The sequence below is a fragment of the Pseudomonas sp. B14(2022) genome, assembly GCF_012030485.1.
GTDB lineage: Bacteria > Pseudomonadota > Gammaproteobacteria > Pseudomonadales > Pseudomonadaceae > Aquipseudomonas.
The window spans coordinates 110823-132992 of sequence record NZ_JAAUVM010000013.1; the positions used below are offsets into that span (position 1 = coordinate 110823).

Genomic DNA, 22170 nt, shown 5'->3' on the forward strand with positions numbered 1-22170 from the left:
ATTTGATCAGCAGTCGGTCAAGCGCAGGAAAATCGCCGCCAGCTGTTCGATACCGGCCTGGTCCTGAGGGGTAAAGCGGGCCAACGACGGGCTATCGAGGTCAAGGACACCAATCAATGTGCCGTCCTTGAACAGTGGCACCACCAGTTCGCTATTGGACGCGCTGTCACAGGCGATATGCCCGGGAAATGCGTGAACATCGTCTACTCGCTGGGTTTGCCGCGAGGACGCGGCCGCGCCGCACACCCCACGGCCGAACGGAATACGCACACAGGCGATCTGCCCCTGGAACGGGCCAAGCACCAGCTCTTCATTGCGGTTGAGGTAAAAGCCCGCCCAGTTCAGGTCATCCAGCTGGCTGAACAGGAAAGCGGAAAACTGGGCGCTGTTGGCGATGAAATCGCGCTCATCGGCCAGCAGCGACTCCAGCTGGGCACCCAGCAGGGCATAGCCACCGAGGCCGGTACCGGCTTGTTGTAAATCGATCATGGTTGACGCTCCAGCAATTTGAGACCCACCCAGTAACGGGCGAATTGATACGCGCAGCGACCGTTGCGGTTGCCGCGCCCGGTAGCCCAGCGCACGGCGAGAATATCGAGGGCCTCATCGCGCTGCCACTGCAAACCCGCCTTGTTCGCCAGCTCACCGATCCAGTGCTCGACCACGTCCAGGAAATGTTCCTGGGTGAACGGGTAGAACGATAGCCACAAGCCAAAGCGGTCGGACAGGGCAATCTTGTCTTCCACCGCCTCGCTCGGGTGCAACTCACCGTCCACGCGCTTCCAGTTATCGTTGTCGCTCTGGTTTTCCGGCACCAGATGGCGGCGGTTGGACGTGGCATACAACAGCACGTTTTCAGGCGCCTGCTCCAGGGAGCCGTCCAGCACGCTCTTGAGTACCCGATAGTCACCTTCGCCGGCCTCGAACGACAAGTCGTCGCAGAACAGGATGAAACGTTGCGGCAACTTGAGCAGTTGCTCAACCACGCGCGGCAGATCGGCCAGATGGTCACGCTCGATTTCGATCAGGCGCAAACCGGCCTTGGCGTGCTGGGCGAGCAAAGCGCGGACCATGGACGATTTACCGGTGCCCCGCGACCCCCACAGCAACGCATGGTTGGCAGGCAGGCCATCCAGAAACTGCTGGGTGTTACGCGCAAGGGTTTCACGTTGCTTGTCTACGCCGATCAGGTCGGACAGGCGCATGTCTAGGCTCACGTCCAGCGGCAACAGGAAACCACTGCGGCCCTCACGCTGCCAACGGGCAGCCAGGCAATGATTCCAGTCGATGGTTTGGCGTGGCGCGGGCAACAAGGGTTCCAGGCGAGCGAGCACTGCATCGGCTCGCTCTAGAAAGGCACTCAATCGAGAATCCACGATTATTCCTCTGGCAAGTTCTTGCAAAAGATGGCGTATTGGCAACCCTGCGACAGACCGCTTGGGGCTGCGTAAAAAACGATTCATGCCGGGCAAGCGTTAGCTTGTGGATGTTCAGCTATGCTTGCCGGGCGAAGGGAAACGTGAAGTGGTTCAACACTCAATGGATATCAAGTTCGCCCACCGCTTGTCTTATAAACAAGCCAGATTGACTGTGCTGGTCGGTTTCGTCTTGGGAACCTTACTCAGCCTGATCCAAATCGGCATTGATTATGCCAGCGAAGACGCATCCATCAACCGCGAAATACGTTCGCTGATCGAAATCAGCCATAACCCCGCGTCACGTATCGCCTACAACATCGATGCCGAACTGGCCCAGGAACTGACCCTGGGCCTGCTGCACTCCCCCGCCATCATTCGCGCGCAGTTGATCGACAACAACGGCGTGGTACTGGCCGATGTCGACCGACCACGCAAGGAAAGTACCTACCGGCCTATCAGTGACTTTATGTTTGGCGCCAACCGTCAGTTCGAAGACAAACTGTTCCTGGGCCACATGCCCAATGAGTCACTTGGTGTACTGCGTCTGGACGTCGACACCTACGCCTTTGGTAGCCGGTTCCTACGCCGCGCTGAGATCACCCTGCTCAACGGGTTCGTGCGCAGCCTGCTGCTGACCGGGATTTTGCTGGGCCTGTTCTACGTGATGCTGACCCAGCCACTGGTGCGCATTATTCGTGAGCTGAGCACACGCAATCAGGCACGCCTGGACTGCCCGCCAGGGCATGAGCACGATGAAATCGGCGTGCTGGTAAACGTCGCCAACCAGCAATTCGAAAACATGGAAACCGAAATCCAGCAGCGCCGCCACGCCGAAGACCGGCTGACTGAATACTTGGGGCAACTGGAAGACATCGTTTCCGCGCGCACCCTTGAACTCAAGGCCAGCAACCAGCGACTGACCCAGTCCAACGATGAACTGGAAGCGGCGAAGATGAAGGCATTGGGCATGGCCCAGGCCCGGGCGGCCTTCCTGGCGAATATGAGCCACGAAATCCGCACCCCGCTCAACGGCCTGCTGGGCATGATCGCGCTGTCGCTGGACAGTCCGTTGAACGCCGAGCAACGCCAGCAACTGTCTATCGCCCATGACTCCGGCAAAGTGCTGGTGGAGTTACTCAACGATATTCTCGACCTGTCCAAGTTCGACGCCGGCCAGTTGGAGCTGGAGCGCATCCCGTTCGACTTGGGCGCACTGGTGGAAGACACCGCCAACCTGTTATCGCAGAACGCCGCACCGAGCGTGGAACTGAGCTGCCTGATCGACCCGCAGTTCCCGGCCCAGGTGCTGGGTGACCCGACCCGTGTGCGGCAGATTGTCAGCAACCTACTCTCCAACGCCCTGAAGTTCACGCGCTTTGGTCGGGTTGATGTGCGCCTGCGTACCCACGACGGCGGGGTGCGCATTGAAGTCTGCGATACCGGCATCGGCATTGCGCAGGAGGCCCAGGTGAAAATCTTCCAACCGTTCACCCAGGCAGGCGCAGGTATCACTCGCCAGTTTGGTGGGACGGGCCTGGGCCTGGCGCTGACGCACAACCTGTGCGAAGCGATGAAGGGGCGTTTGAGTATCAGCTCGGAAGTGGGCTTTGGCAGCCAGTTCTGCGCCGACCTGCCACTGCCTGCCCACTTGCCCGCCTTGCAGCCACCGCCGCTCAAAGGTGAGGTCATCGCCATCACCAACGCCGGCAGCGGCCTGACAGAGTTGCTCACGACCCTGCTGCCCAGCTGGGGACTGGCCCCCCGTTGTTTCACCATGGAAGACGACTTGAGCGGGCAAACGCCTGACCTGCTGATTACCGACTGCCCGGAATGCCTGTTCCGCATACGACCGGGCATTACCACGCCCATCCTGCTGGTGACCGCCTATGGCAATTTCATGCCCAGCGAAGAAGTGGCAGCACTCGCGCCGCTGCACCAACAGGCGCGCCCCTTGAGCCGCAACGCGCTGTACCAGATCCTGCACCGCAACTTACGCACCGACGCACATCTGATGCCTGACCCAATCCAACTGGATGCCGCGCCACTCGCACATCGGGCGCGCATCCTGCTGGTGGAGGACAACCCGGTCAACCAACTGGTGGCCAAGGGTATGCTCAGCAAGCTGGGCTGCGAAGTGATTGTCGCCGCCCATGGTGGCGAAGCACTCAAGTTTCTTGAAGAACAGCGCTTCGATATGGTGCTGATGGACTGCAACATGCCGGTGATGGATGGCTATGAGGCCAGCCGGCAGATTCGTCGCAGCGGGCGCTGGCCGGACCTGCCGATTGTCGCATTGACCGCCAACGCCCTGTCCGAAGAACGCGAGCGCTGCCGTGCGGCGGGGATGAATGACTACCTGGCCAAGCCGTTCCGCCGCGAAGAACTCAATGCGCTGCTGGACTTGTGGGTGCCTGGGACGACAAGTCTTTAAGCTGCGCAAGCAACTGGTCGAGGCCATCGCGCAAGGCATCGGCTTGATTCAGGTCGATGCCGCGATCACACAACAAGCGGGTCTTCAAACCATGGGCCTGGTCCCGCAGCTGCACACCGGCCGCGCTCAGGCTCAAATGCACTTCACGCTCATCCCTGGCACTGCGCCGGCGCTTCACTAACTCAAGCTGCTCAAGGCGCTTGAGCAGCGGCGTCAGCGTGCCCGAGTCGAGCATCAGGCGTTCACCCAAGGCCTTGACCGTCGGCTGCAGCGCAGGCGTGGCGTGCCACTCCCATAACACCAGCATCACCACATATTGCGGGTAGGTCAGGCCCAACTGGTCGAGCATCGGCTTGTAGGCGCGGGTGACTGCGCGTGACGCTGCGTAGAGCTTGAAACACAGCTGGTTGTTCAGGGCCAGGGACACGCTGGGCAGGTCGGTCATTTGAGCAAGGCTTCGATCTCTTGGGTCAAGTCCTGCGGCTTGGTGGCAGGACCGAAGCGCTTGACCACCTGGCCGTCGCGGCCGATGAGGAACTTGGTGAAGTTCCACTTGATGCCTTTGGAGCCCAGCAGTCCGGGCGCCTGTTTTTTCAGTTGCACGAACAGTGGATGGGCATCACTGCCATTGACGTCGATCTTCTTGAACAACGGGAAGCTGACACCGAAGTTCAGCTCGCAGAATTCGGAAATCGCACCTTCGTCACCGGGCTCCTGCTTGCCGAACTGGTTGCAAGGGAAGCCCAGCACCACCAGGCCCTGGTCCTTGTACTGCTGCCAAAGTTGCTCCAGGCCCTTGTACTGCGGGGTGAAGCCGCATTTGCTGGCGGTGTTGACCACGAGGACGGCCTTGCCGGCGAAATCCGCCAAGGTCTTTTGCTCACCCTTGATAGTGGTGCAAGGGATACTCAGCAGGTTGTTGCTCATGGCAGTGCCTCGATAAAGGGGGAAGAAGGTGAAACATAGTAGGCAATTCAATTGCGTGCAATTTAATTGACCAGACTGATGGCATCCCATCAACACTCTGTAGGAGCGGGCTTGCTCGCGAAAAACTCAAGGACACCGCGCGGAACCAGAATGCCCGCGTAATCGTTGACGACTTTCGCGAGCAGGCTCGCTCCTACAGAGGCCCGCCGTCAGTCGAGTTAACGGGGTACAAGGTCCAGGCACACCGAGTTGATGCAATAACGCAGCCCCGTCGGCGGCGGACCGTCCGGGAACACATGCCCGAGGTGCGCATCGCATTTGGCGCAGGTCACTTCGGTGCGGATCATGCCGTGGCTGACGTCACGGATCTCGATCATCGCGCTGTCGGCGATCGGCGCGTAGAAGCTGGGCCAGCCGCAGCCCGAATCAAACTTGGTGGTCGAATCGAACAGCGGCTCATTGCAACAGATGCAGTGATACACACCCTCAGTCTTGGTCTCATTGTACTTACCGCTGAAAGGACGCTCGGTGCCCTTGAGGCGGCACACGTTGTACTGCTCTGGATCGAGCATTGCCTTCCATTCTTCAACGGTTTTCTGCAACTTTTCCATCGGTACACCTCGGCAACTGAAAAAGCCTGATCTGTATCTTTTCCACGGATCAGGCGGCACGTATGATTGCGCCTCTTCAAAACGCCAGTCTGGCACCCGCGCTACCGGCATTCAAACGTATTTATGGGTGCGGACCTTGCAGCATTCACAGTACGGTAGTGCCCATACCGTCTGGATCGTTCATTTTCAGGATCACATCGCCATGCAGGTCAGCAAATCGAACAAGCTCGCCAACGTCTGCTACGACATTCGCGGCCCAGTGCTCAAGCACGCCAAGCGCCTGGAAGAGGAAGGCCATCGCATCCTCAAGCTGAACATTGGCAACCCGGCGCCCTTTGGTTTCGAAGCGCCGGATGAAATCCTCCAGGATGTGATCCGCAACCTGCCCACCGCCCAGGGCTACAGCGATTCCAAAGGCCTGTTCAGCGCGCGCAAGGCCGTGATGCAGTACTACCAGCAGAAGCAGGTCGAAGGCGTCGGCATCGAAGACATCTACCTGGGTAATGGCGTATCCGAGCTGATCGTGATGTCCATGCAGGCCCTGCTCAACAACGGTGACGAAGTGCTGGTGCCGGCACCGGACTACCCACTGTGGACCGCCGCCGTGACCCTGGCCGGCGGCCACCCGGTGCACTACCTGTGCGACGAGGGCGCCGACTGGTTCCCGGACCTGGCCGACATCAAGGCCAAGATCACGCCGAACACCAAGGCCCTGGTGATCATCAACCCGAACAACCCCACCGGCGCCGTGTATTCCAAGGAAGTGCTGCTGGGCATGCTCGAGCTGGCACGCCAGCACAACCTGGTGGTGTTCTCCGACGAGATCTACGACAAGATCCTCTATGACGATGCGGTGCATATCTGCACCGGCTCCCTGGCGCCGGACCTGCTGTGCCTGACCTTTAACGGCCTGTCCAAGTCCTACCGCGTGGCGGGCTTCCGCTCCGGCTGGATCGCCATTTCCGGGCCCAAGCACAACGCCCAGAGCTACATCGAAGGCATCGACATGCTGGCCAACATGCGCCTGTGCGCCAACGTGCCGAGCCAACATGCGATCCAGACCGCCCTCGGCGGCTACCAGAGCATCAATGACCTGATCCTGCCCCAGGGCCGCCTGCTGGAACAGCGCAACCGTACGTGGGAGCTGCTCAATGCGATCCCGGGCGTGAGCTGCGTGAAGCCCATGGGCGCGCTGTACGCCTTCCCAAGGATCGACCCGAAGGTCTGCCCGATCCTCAACGACGAGAAGTTCGTGCTCGACCTGCTGCTGTCGGAAAAGCTGCTGGTGGTCCAGGGCACGGCGTTCAACTGGCCGTGGCCGGATCACTTCCGTGTGGTGACCTTGCCGCGCGTGGATGACCTGGACATGGCGATTGGCCGAATTGGCAACTTCCTCAAGTCCTATCGCCAGTAGCGGTGCGGCGCCGTACGACCGACATTCGGTCGTACGGCGATTATCTGGCAACACTTCTCTGGCTATCTGTTCTCCCCGCGCTGCACTTGTGTCTCCACATCCACAAAACCCTGTAGTTACGGGGCCCCAAGGCAAAAAGTGGCATTTCACGGGTGGCATTCCTCATCGGAAAATCCCTTCAAGACTGTACATTCAAGCTGTAGGACACAGTTTGAAATAGTCGCTCGGTTGAATCACCCTAAGCCGCACCTTATATACCCCGCAGTACGCGACATATTAAGCATGAGGAGAACTCTACAACCATGATGCGCATCCTGCTGTTCTTGGCCACCAACCTGGCGGTCGTGCTGATTGCCAGCATCACCCTGAGCCTCTTCGGCTTCAACGGGTTCATGGCGGCCAACGGGGTTGATCTGAACCTCAATCAGCTGCTGATTTTCTGTGCGGTCTTTGGTTTTGCAGGCTCGCTGTTCTCGCTGTTCATCTCCAAGTGGATGGCGAAGATGAGCACCAGCACCCAGATCATCACTCAACCACGCACGCGCCATGAACAATGGCTGATGCAAACCGTGGAGCAGTTGTCTCAAGAAGCAGGTATTAAAATGCCCGAAGTCGGGATTTTCCCTGCTTACGAGGCCAATGCCTTTGCAACGGGCTGGAACAAGAACGACGCCCTCGTGGCGGTCAGCCAAGGGCTGCTCGAACGTTTTTCACCCGATGAAGTGAAGGCGGTACTCGCCCACGAGATTGGCCACGTGGCCAACGGCGACATGATTACCCTCGCGCTGGTGCAAGGCGTGGTGAACACCTTCGTGATGTTCTTCGCGCGGATCATCGGCAATTTTGTCGACAAGGTGATCTTCAAGAACGAAGGCGGCCGCGGTATCGCCTACTTTGTAGCGACCATCTTTGCCGAAGTGGTACTGGGCTTCCTGGCCAGCGCGATTGTGATGTGGTTCTCGCGCAAACGAGAGTTCCGCGCAGACGAAGCCGGCGCACGTCTGGCTGGCACCAGTGCAATGATCAGTGCGCTGCAGCGCTTGCGCTCCGAACAGGGCCTGCCGGTGCATATGCCCGACAGCCTGACCGCCTTTGGCATCAACGGCGGCGTCAAGCAGGGCCTGGCTCGCATGTTCATGAGCCACCCGCCGCTGGAAGAGCGTATCGACGCGCTGCGTCGCCGGGGCTGATACCCGGTAATGCAAAAGGGGCGATTGGATCGCCCCTTTTTTGTGCGCGGGTTTTACACCTTGGTGAGCCGATAAGCGCGCTCTTCGAGGCGCGTGACACCGTCCTGCACGAACTTCCAGCTCTCATCCAGAATATCCTGAGCTTCGAGCACCTCCAGGCACCACTGCAAACCCAGCCTTACCTTCACCTCATCGTCCGTCACCGCAAAGGGTGGGCCGGCTTTTTGCGTCTGGTCATAGTCCAGGGTGATCAGCAGCCCCTGGCAGCCCGGCCGCAACAGGCTGTTCAACTGCTCGGCGTACTGCGCACGCATCAGCGGCGGCAAGGCAATCAGTGCGGCACGGTCGTAAAGCGCCGTGCAATCAGCCAGTGCCCCAGCATCCAAGGCAAAGAAATCGCCGCACCATATCTCGATCAAATCGGCCTGGTACACCTTGAATACGCCGTGCCAAGTGATTCGCGGCGTCAGATTCTGCTCGCGGAAAAACGCATCAACCGCCTGCTCCGACAGTTCAACGCCGAGTACGTGATAGCCGTTGCTGGCCAGCCACATCAGGTCCAGGCTTTTGCCGCACAGCGGCACCAGCACCTTGGCGCCCTGAGCAAGGGTCAGCGAAGGCCAATAACGCAGCAGGTAAGGGTTAACTTCGGGCAAGTGAAAGCCGATCTGATTACGCGCCCAGCGCTCCTGCCAAAATTTGGGCTCCATGAAATCACCTCCGAGAATTCGATCAAAAAGCGCTAAAACTTATATTAGATTTAGATCAATGATCTGATTGAAGATGGGCCCATGTTAAACCTCAGGACCTTCCTTATGTTACCCAGCCTGTTTATCTCCCACGGATCACCCATGCTTGCCCTGCAACCCGGCGCCAGCGGCCCTGCCCTGCAGCGCCTGGCCGCTGAACTGCCACGGCCGAAGGCAATTGTGGTGGTGTCGGCGCATTGGGAAAGCCAGGAACTGCTGGTCAGCGGCAGCGCTGCGCCCGAGACCTGGCACGACTTCGGCGGTTTCCCCCGCGAGCTGTTCGCCGTGCAGTACCCGGCGCCGGGCGACCCGCAATTGGCCAACCAAATCGTCGACCTGCTTCATGCCGACGGCTTGAATGCGCGAATCGATGAGCGCCGCCCGTTTGACCATGGCACCTGGGTGCCGCTCTCGCTGATGTACCCGGCAGCGGACATTCCAGTGGTGCAAGTCTCCTTGCCCAGTCGCATGGGCCCTGCCCTGCAAACCCGCGTCGGACATGCCTTGGCCAGCTTGCGCGAACAGGGCGTGCTGTTGATCGGCTCCGGCAGCATCACCCACAACCTGGGCGAGCTGAACTGGCAGGCCGGACCTGAGAGTATCGAACCCTGGGCACGCGATTTCCGCGACTGGGTAGTGGACACACTCGCTGCCAACGACGAAGCGGCGTTGCATGATTACCGTCGCCAGGCGCCACACGCCGTGCGCAGCCATCCCAGCGATGAACATTTGTTGCCGTTGTACTTTGCGCGCGGCGCTGGGGGTGACTTCAGCGTGGCGCATCAAGGGTTCACCATGGGCGCGCTGGGCATGGACATCTACCGCTTCGGTTAACACCGGACAAAAAAAACCCCCGAACCAGTCGGGGATTTTTTATGTGCGATCAATCAGCCCAGGGGCGGATCAATCTTCGCGGTAACGACGCAGCTTCAATTGCTTGCCGGCAACACGAGTGTCTTTCAGCTTGGTCAGCAGTTTTTCCAGACCGTCTTCCGGCAACTCCACCAGGGAGAAGCTGTCACGGACCTGGATGCGACCGATGGCTTCACGTGCCAGGCCACCCTCGTTGAGGATAGCGCCCAGCAGGTTCTTGGCAGCGATACCATCACGCGCGCCCAGCGCGGTACGGCAACGAGCACGGCCTTCAGCCAATGGAACCGGAGCACGACGCTCACGATCGCCACGGTCCGGACGGTCGCCGGTACGTTCTGGACGATCACCGCGCGGCGCGTTGTTCGGCACCAGCGGGCGCTCTTTCTCGATGGCTGCCAGGGTCAGGGCCTGACCGTTGGTAGCCTTGCGCAGCAGGGCTGCAGCCAGGGCGCGTGGAGTGCAACCGATATCGGCGGTCAGGCGGTCCAGCAGGTCGCCGTGGGTCGATTCAGCGTCAGCCACCAGTGGCGACAGGCTGTTGGTCAGTTTCTTGATGCGGGCATCGAGAACGGCCTGGGCATCCGGCAGGCGGACTTCAGCCACTTTCTGACCGGTTACACGCTCGATCACTTGCAGCATGCGGCGCTCACGTGGAGTCACCAGCAGCAGTGCACGACCTTCGCGACCGGCACGGCCGGTACGGCCGATACGGTGAACGTAGGACTCTGGATCGTAAGGCATGTCAACGTTGAACACGTGGGTGATACGCGGAACGTCGAGACCACGAGCGGCTACGTCGGTCGCAACAACGATGTCCAGACGGCCATCCTTGAGGGAGTCGATCACGCGCTCACGTTGGTTCTGGGCGATGTCACCGTTCAGCGCAGCGGCTTTGTAGCCTTTGGCTTCCAGGGCACTGGCCAGGTCCAGGGTCGCTTGCTTGGTACGCACGAACATGATCAGGGCGTCGAAGTCTTCGACTTCCAGCAGGCTCAATACAGCCGAGGTCTTCTGGTCAGCGTGAACCAACAGGTGAGCCTGTTCGATCGCGGTAACGGTCTGAGTCTTGGTCTGGATCTTCACGTGTTGCGGATCGCGCAGGTGGCGTTCGGCAATGGCACGGATCGACTGTGGCAGGGTGGCCGAGAACAGCACGGTCTGACGGGTCGGTGGCAGCGCCTTGAAGATGACTTCCAGGTCATCCATGAAGCCCAGCTTCAACATTTCGTCGGCTTCGTCCAGAACCAGGTGGTTCACGGTCGACAGGACTTTCTCGTCACGACGCAGGTGGTCGCACAGACGGCCCGGGGTGGCGACAACGATCTGAGCGCCATTACGGATGGCTTTCAGTTGCGGGCCCATCGGCGCGCCGCCGTAAACGGCAACAACGGTAACGCCTGGCATTTGCTTGGCGTAGGTTTCAAAAGCGGTTGCTACTTGCAGCGCCAACTCACGAGTTGGCGCCAGGATCAGGGCTTGCGGTTCGCGCTTGGCAGGATCGATGCAGTGCAGGATAGGCAGGGCGAACGCGGCGGTTTTACCGGTACCGGTTTGCGCCTGGCCAATCATGTCCTGGCCGGCCATGATGATCGGGATCGATTGCTGCTGAATCGCCGAAGGTTCTTCGTAGCCGGTCGCGATGACGGCAGCGAGAATGTTCGGGTTAAGATTAAAAGCGGCGAAGCCGCCGGTTTCCTGGGTCATGGGTCTGCCTCTAAGTGCATCCGCAAAGACCCATGCTCCAAAGCTGCGCATGCCGTGTTGAGACTCAAGAGTCGCCCTGGCTGCTTTGTCGGCGGGGATTTGCGAAAACGAATGAATGAAAAAGATTCGTCAAGGGAGAGTCCGCTGTGCGGACGCGCAGCCGAAGCTGACTTCGGGGAATTGCACTACCTAAACGCGGCCCGGTTAAAGGCCGGCGCGCACTATACCGGAAATACCTGAAAAAGGGAGCTTTTTTTATCGCCAGGCGCCGATAAACCGCACGGCATCACAGTCTTTGCAGATAAGCGCGGCAGGGTCTATTTTTCAAAGGCCCGGCCCTGCTGGTCATGACGCTTAAACGGTTCACCTTCCATTGGTCTGAAACTTTTCCCCCGTCCGAGGACACGTCCGATGAATCAAGCCAGCAGTAGTCGCGTCAGCCGTGAACTGCAGGGTCATGTCCTGTTGTTGGGCCTGGATCGGGTCGCCAAGCGCAACGCCTTTGACCTGGACTTGCTCAATGAGCTCAGCCTGGCTTATGGCGAATTTGATCGAAATGATGACGCACGGGTGGCCGTTGTATTTGCCCATGGCGACCACTTCACCGCCGGCCTGGACCTGGCCAATGTCAGCGGGGTAATGGCAGGCGGCTGGCAACCGCCGCTGGGAGGCTGTGACCCTTGGGGCGTTTTCGCAGGCCCCAGGATCAGCAAACCGGTGATCGTCGCCGCCCAGGGCTACTGCCTGACCATCGGTATCGAGTTGATGCTCGCTGCAGATATCAATCTGTGCGCGAGCAATACCCGCTTTGCACAGATGGAAGTGCAACGTGGGATTTTTCCGTTTGGAGGCGCGACATTGCGTTTTCATCAGATCGCCGGCTGGGGCAACGCCATGCGCTGGCTGCTCACTGGCGATGAGTTCGACGCCCATGAAGCCCTGCGCCTGGGTTTGGTGCAGGAAGTCATGGCCAGTGAAGACCTTCTGCCCCGCGCCATCGAGCTGGCCAGTCGCATCGCGCGCCAGGCACCGCTTGGCGTCCAGGCCACCTTGATGTCGGCCCGCCTGGCACGGATGGAAGGCGAAACCGTTGCGGCCGCTGCGCTGCCGCCGATGGTGGATCAATTGCTGAACAGCGAGGATGCCAAGGAAGGCGTGCGCGCGATGGTCGAGAAGCGGCCGGGGGTGTTCAAGGGCATTTGAGTCGCCTGTACCGACGCTATCGCGGGCAAGCCCCCTCCCACATTTGAAATGAGTTCCAAGTGTGGGAGGTGTGGTGCGACGATTCGAGTTGCCCCCGATGGCGTCGGCACAGGCGACTACGTAGCCGGCCGAATCGCCTTGATCAACGCCTGCAACGAATACCCCAATCGCGGTGCCAGGGCTTCGGCGCGGGCCCAGAGCGCATCAAGATCCAGCGCCTGGTCCAGCTCCGAAGGCACCAACAGGATCACATTGCCCTCCTTCACCGGTAGTTCCCAGTAATGCCGGTGGTACAAACCACGCAGCAACGCCGCGCCCAAGGGTTTGCCATCATCGGTCGCCCACTGGTTGATCACCAGCCAACCGCCGGGGTTGAGTTTCTTCTGGCAGTTTTCCAGGAACGTCCAGGCCAGGTGTCCGACGCCCGGGCCGACATCGGTGTAGAGGTCGACGAAAATCAGGTCGGCCGATTCAGCGGTCTCCAACAGCTCCAGGGCGTCGCCGATGCGGATATACAAGCGCGGATCATCATCCAGCCCCAGGTATTCGATGGCCAGGCGCGGCACATCGGGGCGCAGCTCGATAGCTTCGACGTCTTCCAGAGGCAGGAACTTGAGGCAGGCCTGGGTCAACGTCCCGGCCCCCAGGCCGAGGAACAGCGCGCTCTCCGGCTGCTCATGGCACAACGCGCCGATCAGCATCGCGCGGGTGTAGTCGTACTCCAGCCAGCTCGGGTCAGCGGTGAACACGCAGCTTTGCTCGATGGCATCGCCAAACTCGAGAAACCGGTAATCGGCAACCTCAAGCACACGGATCATGCCGAAATCATCATGGACTTCGGCCAGCAGGCGCTCGACACGCTCCTCGGTCATCACAACTCCTAAAGGGTTTACCGCACGGCAAAGGCGCGATTGTCGGCCAACCGGCGGCAACAGGTCACGCACTAATTGCTGATAACATTGACGCCCGACCGTCAACCACCCAATCGAGTTCATGATGAGCCAACCCTGGAGCCCCGACAGCTGGCGCGCCCTGCCAATCCAGCAACAACCCCAGTACCCGGACGCTGCGCACTTGTTGCAAGTGGAGCAGAGCCTGGCCAGCTATCCGCCGCTGGTGTTTGCCGGGGAAGCCCGCGAGTTGCGCCGTCAGTTTGCCGAGGTGACCCAAGGTCGCGCGTTCCTGCTGCAAGGTGGCGACTGCGCCGAGAGCTTTGCCGAGTTCTCCGCCGCAAAAATCCGCGACACCTTCAAGGTGCTGTTGCAGATGGCAATCGTGATGACCTTCGCCGCCGGCTGCCCGGTGGTGAAAGTCGGGCGCATGGCCGGCCAGTTCGCCAAGCCGCGCTCGGCCAACGATGAGACCATTGAAGGCATCACCCTGCCCGCCTACCGTGGCGATATCGTCAACGGCATCGGCTTCGACGAAAAAAGCCGCGTGCCGGACCCGGACCGCCTGCTGCAGTCCTACCACCAGTCCACCGCCACCCTCAACCTGCTGCGCGCCTTCGCCCAGGGCGGTTTTGCCGACCTGCACCAGGTGCACAAGTGGAACCTGGACTTTATCGCCAACTCCGCCCTGGCCGAAAAATACAGCCAGTTGGCCGACCGCATCGACGAAACGCTGGCTTTCATGCGCGCCTGCGGCATGGACAGCTCGCCGCAGTTACGCGAAACCAGCTTCTTCACCGCCCATGAAGCGCTGCTGCTCAACTACGAACAAGCCTTCGTGCGCCGCGACAGCCTGACCAACGACTACTACGACTGCTCGGCCCACATGCTGTGGATCGGCGACCGCACCCGTCAGTTGGATGGCGCTCATGTCGAATTCCTGCGCGGGGTGAATAACCCGATCGGCGTCAAAGTCGGCCCGAGCATGAACCCCGATGACCTGATCCGTCTGATCGACATCCTCAACCCCGACAACGACCCCGGCCGCCTCAACCTGATCGCGCGCATGGGTGCAGGCAAGGTCGGCGACCACCTGCCCAACCTGATTCGCGCCGTGCAGCGCGAAGGCAAGCAGGTGCTGTGGAGCTCCGATCCGATGCACGGCAACACCATCAAGGCCAGCAGCGGCTACAAGACCCGCGACTTCGCGCAGATCCTCGGCGAGGTCAAGGAGTTCTTCCAGGTCCACCAGGCCGAGGGCACGTATGCCGGCGGGATTCATATCGAGATGACCGGGCAGAACGTCACCGAGTGCATCGGCGGCGCGCGGCCGATCACCGAAGATGGCTTGTCGGACCGCTACCACACCCACTGCGACCCACGGATGAACGCCGATCAGTCGCTGGAGTTGGCGTTCCTGATTGCCGAGACATTGAAGCAGGTCAAACGCTAGCAGACGTTTTGAAATAGGGCTTCCTGTGGCAACAAAGCCCCGTGTGGCGAGCGGGCTTGCCCCGCGTTGGGTGGCGAAGCCACCCCAAAACCCACGCCGCAATTCTGCCAGAACCAATACAGTGATCCACTGGGGCTGCTTCGCAGCCCAACGCGGGGCAAGCCCGCTCGCCACGAAAGTACCTTCCTCCTACAAGTGCAGCATAGCTAACCGCAAGCGGTCGGCACTCGGCCGCTGGCAATTGAGCTGGATATGTTCGAGCCCCAGCCAGTCGGCCATTTGCCGCAGGTTCAACGCCAGCACCAACATCCCCTCCTCATCCAGCCCCGGCTCTTCCTCATGCACCGCATGCACGGCCAGGCGTCCGTTGGCGCGTTCGGCCCGCAGGTCGATACGTGCGGCGATCCGCTCGTTGTGCAAAAACGGCAGCACGTAGTAGCCGTACACCCGTTTGTCTTGCGGGGTGTAGATCTCCAGCCGGTAGCGGAAATCGAACAGGCGCTCGGTACGGCTGCGCTCCCAGACCAGCGAGTCGAAGGGCGACAGCAGTGCGCTGGCCGACACCTTGCGCGGCACTTTGGGCTCGGGCAGACAGTATGCTGCCTGCTTCCAGCCTTGCACCTGGCAAACCTGCAAGTGCCCGTCCTCGACCAATTCCGCCAGGCGACTGCGACTGTCGGCGGGGTCAAGACGGAAGTAGTCGCGTAGGTCTTTTTCGGTACCTACACCCAAGGCGGTGGCGCTGTGCAGCAACAGGCCACGTTGGGCCTCGGCCTCGGTCAACGGCGCCTGCTGGAGGATGTCGCCAGGGATGACGCGCTCGGGCAAGTCATAGAGCCGCTCGAAACCACGCCTGCCGGCAACGGTAACCAGGCCGGCGGCGAACAGCCACTCAAGCGCATGCTTTTCATCGCTCCAGTCCCACCAGGGTCCGGCCCGCTCTTCGCGGGTCGACAAACTGCCCGCGCCGAGCGCGCCCTGCTGTTCGACGGTCTGCAAAACGCGCTGGATCGTGGCCTGTTGCTCACGACCGAAGCGCGCCATCTGCGAATAGATGCCGCGCCCCTGCTGCGCTCGCTCCATACGCCAACGCATCAACGGGTACAACGCCATTGGCAGCAGCGAGGCCTCGTGCCCCCAATACTCAAACAACGAGCGTCGTCGGCCCTGGCTCCAGGCCGCTTGTTCAAGCATCAATGGGGAGTAATTGCCCAGGCGGGAAAACAGCGGCAAGTAGTGAGAGCGCACCAGCGCATTGACCGAGTCAATCTGCAACACGCCCAAGCGCTCGATCACGCGGTTGAGGTGCGCAGCTTTTATCAGCGCAGGCGCCTGGCGCCCTGAAAATCCCTGGGCCGCCAGCGCCATGCGTCGAGCTTGCTTGAGGGAAAAGGACAAGTCGGCGGGCATGGGAATCTCCTTGAATGCTCGCGACCTACCCTACTGCATCCGGGGTCATTTTCGCAGTGGATCTTCCCAGAAATGCCGATGGCTCTCACGCTCCACATCGGCACGGCTGAGGCCGATGTCCTTGAGCGCATCATCGTTCATGCTCGCCAGCACCTGCCGTTCGTGGCGCAACACCTGCCAACGCAATACCACTTGCAGCAGCCTGGAAAACGGCCGTTTGGTGATCAACACGAAACCTTTCTGACCTTTCATCTTCTCGCCCTCCAGTGGGGATGACGCAAGTGTGTGCCGTGCAATATGATCAATCCAACGAATGTTTCTTATGCAACACATCTCGGAGATTGATCAATTGTCCGGCTACCCGAGCATCGACACTGAAGTGCTGCGTACCTTCGTCGCCATCGCCGACCAGGGCGGTTTCACCCGCGCCGGTGAACTGGTTAACCGCACCCAATCGGCGGTGAGCATGCAGATGAAGCGTCTGGAAGAAGACGTGTTGCAGCGCAAGCTGTTCGAGCGCGATGGCAGGCAGGTGCGGCTGACGCCCGAGGGCCAGGTGTTGCTGGGTTATGCGCGGCGCATCCTGAAGCTCCACAGCGAGGTGTTCAACACCCTGCGCGAGCCGCATATGGTGGGGTTGGTACGTATCGGTACGCCGGACGACTACGTGATGCGTTTCCTTCCAGGGATCCTCAAGCGGTTCTCCAAGGCCTACCCGCTGATCCAGATCGAGCTGCATTGCGAGTCGTCAACGGTGCTGATGCAGCGACGGGATCTGGCGCTGACCGTTATCAGCCGCGAGCCTGGCAAGGAAATCGGCGAGCTTTTGCGCACAGAGCGCATGGTATGGGCAGCCGCGCCATGTTTTTGTGTGGAAGAGCACGATGCCGTGCCCCTGGCGGTGTCCGGTGCCGACTGCGTGTACACGCAGTGGACCCAGGCCGCACTGGATGCAACCGGGCGGGATTATCGCCTGGCGTATCACAGCACCAACGTGGCGGCGATCCTGGCAGTGGTGAGTGCCGGCCTGGCTGCCATGATCTGCATGGAAAGCCTGGTGACTGAAGACTTGCGAGTACTCGGCAGCGACGAGGGTTTCCCAGCGCTGCCCTCTATGAATCTGCACTTGCTGCGCAATCCGCAAATGACCTCGCCCATCACCGAATGCCTGGCCGAATACATCGTCGAAGGCTTCAGACTTTAAACGTCAGCATCACCGCACACACCACCAGGAAGCCGCAAAACAGGCCGCGCAAGACACGCTCCGGCAACGCATGGGCAACCTTCACGCCCCAGCTGATACTGAGCAGGCCGCCGACGGCGAGCGGCACGCCGATCATCCAGTCCACCTCGTGGTGCCAGGCATAGGTGACCAGCGTCACGCCCGTGCTGGGCAACGCCAAGGCCAGGGACAACCCTTGGGCGACGACCTGGGTGGTGCCGAACAGGCTGGTGAGCACGGGAGTGGCCACCACCGCGCCGCCAACCCCGAACAAACCGCCCATGGAACCGGACGCCGCGCCCAACACGCCAAGCCAAGGCCAGGAGTAACGCATGTGTGCCGTCGGCGGCGCATTCCGCGTGAACATACGCAGCAGGTTGTAAGCCGAAAGCGTCAGCAGAAACACAATAAAGCCGATGCGCATGGCACCTGCGTCGAGCCCCACGGCCCAGATCGAACCAAGCCAGGCAAAGCTGAACCCCATGATGCCCAAGGGCAGCGCGTGCCGCAGTTCGATGCGATTGCGCTGGTGGTAACGCCACAGGGCGAGCATCACATTCGGCACCACCATGACCAACGCCGTGCCTTGGGCAAGTTGTTGGTCCAGGCCGAACCATACGCCGAGTACCGGGATCGCAATCAACCCACCGCCAATACCAAACAGGCCACCCACCGTGCCGAGGGCCACGCCCAATACCAGGTACACCGCTAAATCCAACACCGCTCGCTACTCCCCATTCTCAAGACCTGCATGCTACGCAGTCGACTCTGGCGCGGAAACGCACAGCAACGCACAATGGCTATGCCAATCTCGCATAAGCGCGTACCGATGAATCCCAATACGCTGACCGATCAACTGAGCCTGTTTCTGGATGTATTGGAAACGGGCAGCTTTTCCGCCGCAGCACGTCGCCATCCGCTGACACCCTCGGCGGTGGCGCGGCGCATCGACAGCCTGGAAAGCTCTGTGGGCAGCCGCTTGTTCCAGCGCAGCACCCACGCGGTGGTGCCGACCCCGGCGGGCCTGGCCTTCGCCGAACGGGCACGGCGGATTGTCAGCGAGTTGCAACTGGCACGGGCAGAGGCCGCTTCCCTGAGTCATGCGCCGGAAGGGCTGATTCGCGTGGATGCACCGGCAGCGTTCGGTCGCCGGCACCTGGCGCCGGTGATTGCCGACTTCTTGAACGTTTACCCCGGATTGGATGTGCACCTGCATCTGATCGACAGCTTTGTCGATATGCAGGGCGCGCACTTGGGCAAGGTCGACTTGGTGCTGCGCGCCGGGCATATCGTCGATACACGGCTGATCGCCACGCCCCTGGCCAGTATCGTGCGCATCGCGTGCGCCAGCCCGGCCTACCTGAAAAACCGTGGCACCCCGGCTCACCCCCGCGAATTGAGCGAGCATGACGGCCTGGATTGGGACGGCCTGGCGCCGATGTTCGCGTGGCGCTTTGAGTTGGACGGGCGACGTGCAACGCATCGCCCGCGGCGCATCCGCATGAGCGCCAACAACGCTGAAGCGCTGCTATCGGGCGCTCTCGCCGGGCTGGGCATCGCCCATCTTCCCACCTGGCTGGCCAGTGAATACCTGGTGCGCGGGGAATTGCTGCCGCTGTTTTGCGAGGACGGCCTGCCCAGCCCGGAGACCACCGGGATCTACGCACTGCGGCTGGAACAGCAGCCCAATGCGCGCAGCCGCTTGTTGCTGGAATACCTCAAGTCCCGATTCAGCCCCGTGCCGCCTTGGGATCTGGCCCTGCAAAGCGGGTTGGTCTGACCGCGGGGACAGAATTATCTGGCGCATTAAAGATTTGCCCGCTAGATTCCAGCGTAGACACGCTTTTTTTGAGGCACCACCATGAGCAAAAATCCCACCGCGTGCGATTCCCTGTTGCTGGACAATCAACTGTGTTTCGCCCTGCACTCCACATCGCTGCTGATGACCAAGGTCTACAAACCGCTGCTGCACGCCCTCGGTCTGACCTACCCGCAGTACCTGGCCATGATGGTGCTTTGGGAAGAAGATGGTTTGACCGTCGGCGAAATCAGCAGCCGCCTGCTGACCGACCCGGGCTCCCTGACGCCACTGCTCAAGCGCCTGGAAGCCGAAGGCCTGCTCAGCCGCACCCGCAGCCGTGAAGATGAGCGCGTGGTGGTGGTGGAACTGACCTGCGCTGGGCGTGCCTTGCAGGAAAAGGCCATGGGTATTCCACAGTGCATTCTCGGCGCCAGCGGTTTGGAGCTGGACCAATTGCGCAAGCTGCAGGCTGACTTGCTCGCGTTGCGGGGCAACCTGCAGAACGCGATCTAAACACAGCAAAACGCTCAACATGTGGGAGGGGGCTTGCTCACGATGACGGTTTATCAGTCGACGAATCTTTTGACTGAAACACCGCTATCGGGAGCAAGCCCCCTCTCACATTGGTTTGCAGCGACTGAAAAAATATTTATACATTTATCTTGCGCGCAAAACATTAGCGCTATACATTTGCCTCACCAACTACTTAGCGCACAAAACTTTAGCGCTAACAACCAAGAGGACGACACCATGCAAACGCTCTATACCGCAGTAGCCACCGCCACCGGCGGCCGTGATGGTCGCGCTGTTTCCAGCGACAACATCCTCGACGTCAAACTCTCCACCCCCAAAGAATTGGGCGGAGCCGGCGGCCAGGCCACCAATCCGGAACAACTGTTCGCCGCCGGTTACTCGGCCTGCTTTATCGGCGCCCTGAAATTCGTCGCCAGCCAGACCAAACGCAAAATCCCGGATGATGCCTCGATCACTGCCCACGTCGGCATCGGCCAGATCCCTGGTGGTTTCGGCCTGGATATCGACCTGCACGTCAGCCTCCCAGGCCTGGCCCAGGACGACGCGCAAAGCCTGGTCGACGCCGCTCACCAAGTCTGCCCGTACTCCAACGCCACCCGTGGCAACGTCGATGTGCGCCTGCACGTAACCGTCTAACCCCTGCCGATGTCACTGGAGAAGAACATGAACACATTTGCCAAAGTGCTGACCGGCAGCCTGCTCGCCCTGTCCGTCACTCACGCTTTCGCCGCCAATGGCGACGTTGAACACAACACCCAGGCCTTCCTGGATGTGTTGAACGCCGGCACCGGCAAACCGATGGAACAACTGACGCCCAAGGAAGCCCGCGCCGTACTGACGGGTGCCCAGGCCGGTGTGAAGTTGACCTTGCCCAAGGCGGACGTGAGCCAGAAGACCATTCAGGTCGATGGCCAGCCGCTGGACCTGACCATCGTGCGGCCAGCCGGGGTCAAGGGCACATTGCCGGTGTTCATGTTCTTTCACGGCGGCGGCTGGGTCTTGGGGGATTACCCGACTCACGAGCGCCTGGTGCGCGATCTGGTGGTGGGTTCGGGAGCCGTGGCGGTCTTCGTCAACTACACGCCTTCACCGGAAGCGCACTACCCGGTGGCGATCAACCAGGCCTACGGCGCAACCAAGTGGGTCGCCGAGCATGGCAAGGACATCAACGTCGACGGCAAACGCCTGGCGGTCGCGGGCAATAGTGTCGGCGGCAATATGGCAGCCGTCGTCAGCCTGATGGCGAAGGACAAGGGCACACCCGCGATCAAGTTCCAGTTGCTGTTGTGGCCGGTGACCGATGCCAACTTCGAGACGGCGTCCTACAACCAGTACGCCGAAGGGCACTTCCTCACCAGGAACATGATGAAGTGGTTCTGGGACAACTACACCACCGACGCCAACCAGCGGGCCGAGATCTACGCCTCGCCGTTGCGGGCGACCACGGATCAGCTCAAGGGCTTGCCGCCCGCGCTGATTCAGACTGCCGGTGCCGATGTATTGCGTGACGAAGGCGAAGCCTATGCGCGCAAGCTGGACCAGGCCGGGGTTCCCGTGACGGCCGTGCGCTATAACGGCATGATCCACGACTACGGTTTGCTCAATGTGGTCAGCCAGGTACCAGCCGTGCGTTCGGCCTTGCTGCAGGCATCGGACGAGCTGAAGCAGCACCTGAAGTAAAAAGCAGCGCTCACGAAAAAGCCCGACGCAAGGTCGGGCTTTTTTCGTATCGGCGAGGCCAGAATTACTTCTTGGCGCGACCTTTGTACGAACCACCTTCGCGGGTGTCGATCTCGATCAGGTCGTCGATTTCGATGAAATCGGCTACTTGCAGTTCGGTACCGTTGCTCAGTTTGGCAGGCTTCATCACTTTGCCCGAAGTGTCACCGCGAGCGGAACCTTCGGTGTAGGCAACCTTACGCACGATAGTGGTCGGCAGCTCTACGGAAACCAGGCGCTCTTCGAAGAAAATAGCTTCGCAGACGTCTTCCATGCCTTCTTCGATGAACGGCAGAACAGCTTCGATATCTTCAGCGTTCAGCTCGTACATGGTGTAGTCGGTGGTGTCCATGAACGTGTAGGTGTCGCCGCTGATGAAGGACAGGGTCGCTTCTTTGCGGTCGAGGATCACGTCATCCAGTTTGTCATCGGCGCTGTAGACGATCTCGGTCTTGTAACCGGTCAGCAGGTTCTTCAGCTTGGTCTTCATGATTGCGCTGTTACGACCAGACTTGGTGAACTCAGCTTTCTGAACCAGCCAAGGGTCGTTTTCGAGACGGATCACTGTACCGGGTTTCAGTTCTTTACCAGTTTTCATTGCGTATATCCGAAATTTGGATG

At 60.5% G+C, this 22170-nt stretch carries 23 protein-coding genes; 11 read left to right on the forward strand and 12 right to left on the reverse strand.

Annotated features, from left to right (window positions below; genetic code table 11):
- Positions 1-6 precede the first annotated feature (6 nt).
- Together HCF10_RS19465 and HCF10_RS19470 are read right to left on the reverse strand one after the other, a co-directional pair.
- Entirely contained in the window at positions 7-489 is a 483-nt protein-coding gene (locus HCF10_RS19465; RefSeq protein ID WP_167656198.1) for a GAF domain-containing protein, read from the reverse strand.
- A complete protein-coding gene (locus tag HCF10_RS19470) occupies positions 486-1376 on the reverse strand; it encodes a DUF815 domain-containing protein (RefSeq protein ID WP_167656199.1) in 891 nt (296 codons plus the stop codon). The genes HCF10_RS19465 and HCF10_RS19470 overlap by 4 nt, the downstream gene beginning before the upstream one ends.
- Positions 1377-1539: 163 nt before the next feature.
- On the opposite strand from HCF10_RS19470, the gene HCF10_RS19475 reads away from it, so the two are divergent.
- A complete protein-coding gene (locus HCF10_RS19475; protein ID WP_131699509.1) occupies positions 1540-3849 on the forward strand; it encodes a hybrid sensor histidine kinase/response regulator in 2310 nt (769 codons plus the stop codon).
- Here the strand turns inward: HCF10_RS19475 and HCF10_RS19480 are convergent.
- The 3 genes from HCF10_RS19480 to msrB form a co-directional block, all read right to left on the reverse strand.
- Positions 3803-4294 carry a MarR family winged helix-turn-helix transcriptional regulator gene (locus HCF10_RS19480; RefSeq protein WP_131699510.1) on the reverse strand — a complete coding sequence of 164 codons (492 nt, stop codon included), beginning with the start codon at positions 4292-4294 and terminating at the stop codon, positions 3803-3805. The genes HCF10_RS19475 and HCF10_RS19480 overlap by 47 nt on opposite strands.
- A complete protein-coding gene (locus HCF10_RS19485) occupies positions 4291-4776 on the reverse strand; it encodes a glutathione peroxidase (protein ID WP_027607003.1) in 486 nt (161 codons plus the stop codon). Before HCF10_RS19485 ends, HCF10_RS19480 begins: the two co-directional genes overlap by 4 nt.
- Positions 4777-4994: 218 nt before the next feature.
- Positions 4995-5387, reverse strand: coding sequence for a peptide-methionine (R)-S-oxide reductase MsrB (gene msrB / locus HCF10_RS19490; RefSeq protein ID WP_131699511.1), 393 nt, complete (start codon positions 5385-5387; stop codon positions 4995-4997).
- Between the two features lie 202 nt (positions 5388-5589).
- Here msrB and HCF10_RS19495 point away from each other — a divergent pair, with 202 nt between their 5' ends.
- A complete protein-coding gene (locus HCF10_RS19495; RefSeq protein WP_012723006.1) occupies positions 5590-6801 on the forward strand; it encodes a pyridoxal phosphate-dependent aminotransferase in 1212 nt (403 codons plus the stop codon).
- Between the two features lie 302 nt (positions 6802-7103).
- Entirely contained in the window at positions 7104-7991 is an 888-nt protein-coding gene (gene htpX / locus HCF10_RS19500; protein ID WP_027607000.1) for a protease HtpX, read from the forward strand.
- A gap of 53 nt (positions 7992-8044) precedes the next feature.
- Here htpX and HCF10_RS19505 read toward each other — a convergent pair whose 3' ends face one another.
- Positions 8045-8701: a thiopurine S-methyltransferase gene (locus HCF10_RS19505; RefSeq protein ID WP_167656200.1), complete on the reverse strand. Its 657-nt coding sequence runs from the start codon at positions 8699-8701 to the stop codon at positions 8045-8047.
- A 105-nt stretch (positions 8702-8806) separates the two neighbouring features.
- On the opposite strand from HCF10_RS19505, the gene HCF10_RS19510 reads away from it, so the two are divergent.
- Positions 8807-9574 carry a DODA-type extradiol aromatic ring-opening family dioxygenase gene (locus HCF10_RS19510; RefSeq protein ID WP_131699513.1) on the forward strand — a complete coding sequence of 256 codons (768 nt, stop codon included), beginning with the start codon at positions 8807-8809 and terminating at the stop codon, positions 9572-9574.
- Between the two features lie 69 nt (positions 9575-9643).
- Here HCF10_RS19510 and HCF10_RS19515 read toward each other — a convergent pair whose 3' ends face one another.
- Positions 9644-11317 carry a DEAD/DEAH box helicase gene (locus tag HCF10_RS19515; protein WP_027606997.1) on the reverse strand — a complete coding sequence of 558 codons (1674 nt, stop codon included), beginning with the start codon at positions 11315-11317 and terminating at the stop codon, positions 9644-9646.
- A gap of 411 nt (positions 11318-11728) precedes the next feature.
- Between HCF10_RS19515 and HCF10_RS19520 the strand changes: the two genes are divergently transcribed.
- On the forward strand, positions 11729-12520 hold the full coding sequence (locus HCF10_RS19520; protein WP_145338080.1) for a crotonase/enoyl-CoA hydratase family protein: 792 nt from the start codon (positions 11729-11731) through the stop codon (positions 12518-12520).
- 116 nt (positions 12521-12636) lie between these two features.
- On the opposite strand, the gene HCF10_RS19525 is transcribed toward HCF10_RS19520, so the two are convergent.
- Positions 12637-13392, reverse strand: a complete 756-nt coding sequence (locus tag HCF10_RS19525; protein WP_131699515.1) for a spermidine synthase — start codon at positions 13390-13392, stop codon at positions 12637-12639.
- Between the two features lie 124 nt (positions 13393-13516).
- Here HCF10_RS19525 and HCF10_RS19530 point away from each other — a divergent pair, with 124 nt between their 5' ends.
- Positions 13517-14863 carry a class II 3-deoxy-7-phosphoheptulonate synthase gene (locus HCF10_RS19530; protein ID WP_167656201.1) on the forward strand — a complete coding sequence of 449 codons (1347 nt, stop codon included), beginning with the start codon at positions 13517-13519 and terminating at the stop codon, positions 14861-14863.
- A gap of 189 nt (positions 14864-15052) precedes the next feature.
- Here the strand turns inward: HCF10_RS19530 and HCF10_RS19535 are convergent, their stop codons facing one another.
- Both HCF10_RS19535 and HCF10_RS19540 read right to left on the reverse strand, forming a co-directional pair.
- On the reverse strand, positions 15053-16273 hold the full coding sequence (locus HCF10_RS19535) for a winged helix-turn-helix domain-containing protein (RefSeq protein ID WP_167656202.1): 1221 nt from the start codon (positions 16271-16273) through the stop codon (positions 15053-15055).
- A gap of 45 nt (positions 16274-16318) precedes the next feature.
- Complete coding sequence (locus HCF10_RS19540; protein ID WP_237683153.1) at positions 16319-16525, reverse strand: DUF1127 domain-containing protein; 207 nt, start codon at positions 16523-16525, stop codon at positions 16319-16321.
- A 70-nt stretch (positions 16526-16595) separates the two neighbouring features.
- Here HCF10_RS19540 and HCF10_RS19545 point away from each other — a divergent pair, with 70 nt between their 5' ends.
- The gene (locus HCF10_RS19545; protein WP_131699519.1) at positions 16596-17477 is read left to right on the forward strand and encodes a LysR substrate-binding domain-containing protein; all 882 of its coding nucleotides are present in this window, start codon (positions 16596-16598) and stop codon (positions 17475-17477) included.
- Here the strand turns inward: HCF10_RS19545 and HCF10_RS19550 are convergent.
- Positions 17467-18216, reverse strand: a complete 750-nt coding sequence (locus tag HCF10_RS19550; RefSeq protein ID WP_131699520.1) for a sulfite exporter TauE/SafE family protein — start codon at positions 18214-18216, stop codon at positions 17467-17469. The genes HCF10_RS19545 and HCF10_RS19550 overlap by 11 nt on opposite strands.
- A gap of 108 nt (positions 18217-18324) precedes the next feature.
- Between HCF10_RS19550 and HCF10_RS19555 the strand changes: the two genes are divergently transcribed.
- The 4 genes from HCF10_RS19555 to HCF10_RS19570 all read left to right on the forward strand — a co-directional run bounded on the left by HCF10_RS19555 (position 18325) and on the right by HCF10_RS19570 (position 21510).
- A complete protein-coding gene (locus tag HCF10_RS19555; RefSeq protein ID WP_167656204.1) occupies positions 18325-19275 on the forward strand; it encodes a LysR family transcriptional regulator in 951 nt (316 codons plus the stop codon).
- Between the two features lie 81 nt (positions 19276-19356).
- Positions 19357-19809: a MarR family winged helix-turn-helix transcriptional regulator gene (locus tag HCF10_RS19560; protein WP_167656205.1), complete on the forward strand. Its 453-nt coding sequence runs from the start codon at positions 19357-19359 to the stop codon at positions 19807-19809.
- 237 nt (positions 19810-20046) lie between these two features.
- Positions 20047-20466, forward strand: coding sequence for an organic hydroperoxide resistance protein (locus HCF10_RS19565; protein ID WP_034126737.1), 420 nt, complete (start codon positions 20047-20049; stop codon positions 20464-20466).
- A 27-nt stretch (positions 20467-20493) separates the two neighbouring features.
- Positions 20494-21510: an alpha/beta hydrolase gene (locus tag HCF10_RS19570; protein WP_167656206.1), complete on the forward strand. Its 1017-nt coding sequence runs from the start codon at positions 20494-20496 to the stop codon at positions 21508-21510.
- Between the two features lie 64 nt (positions 21511-21574).
- On the opposite strand, the gene HCF10_RS19575 is transcribed toward HCF10_RS19570, so the two are convergent.
- Positions 21575-22147 (reverse strand): elongation factor P, encoded by a 573-nt coding sequence (locus HCF10_RS19575; RefSeq protein WP_003172723.1) that lies wholly within the window; start codon positions 22145-22147, stop codon positions 21575-21577.
- Between the last annotated feature and the right edge of the window lie 23 nt (positions 22148-22170).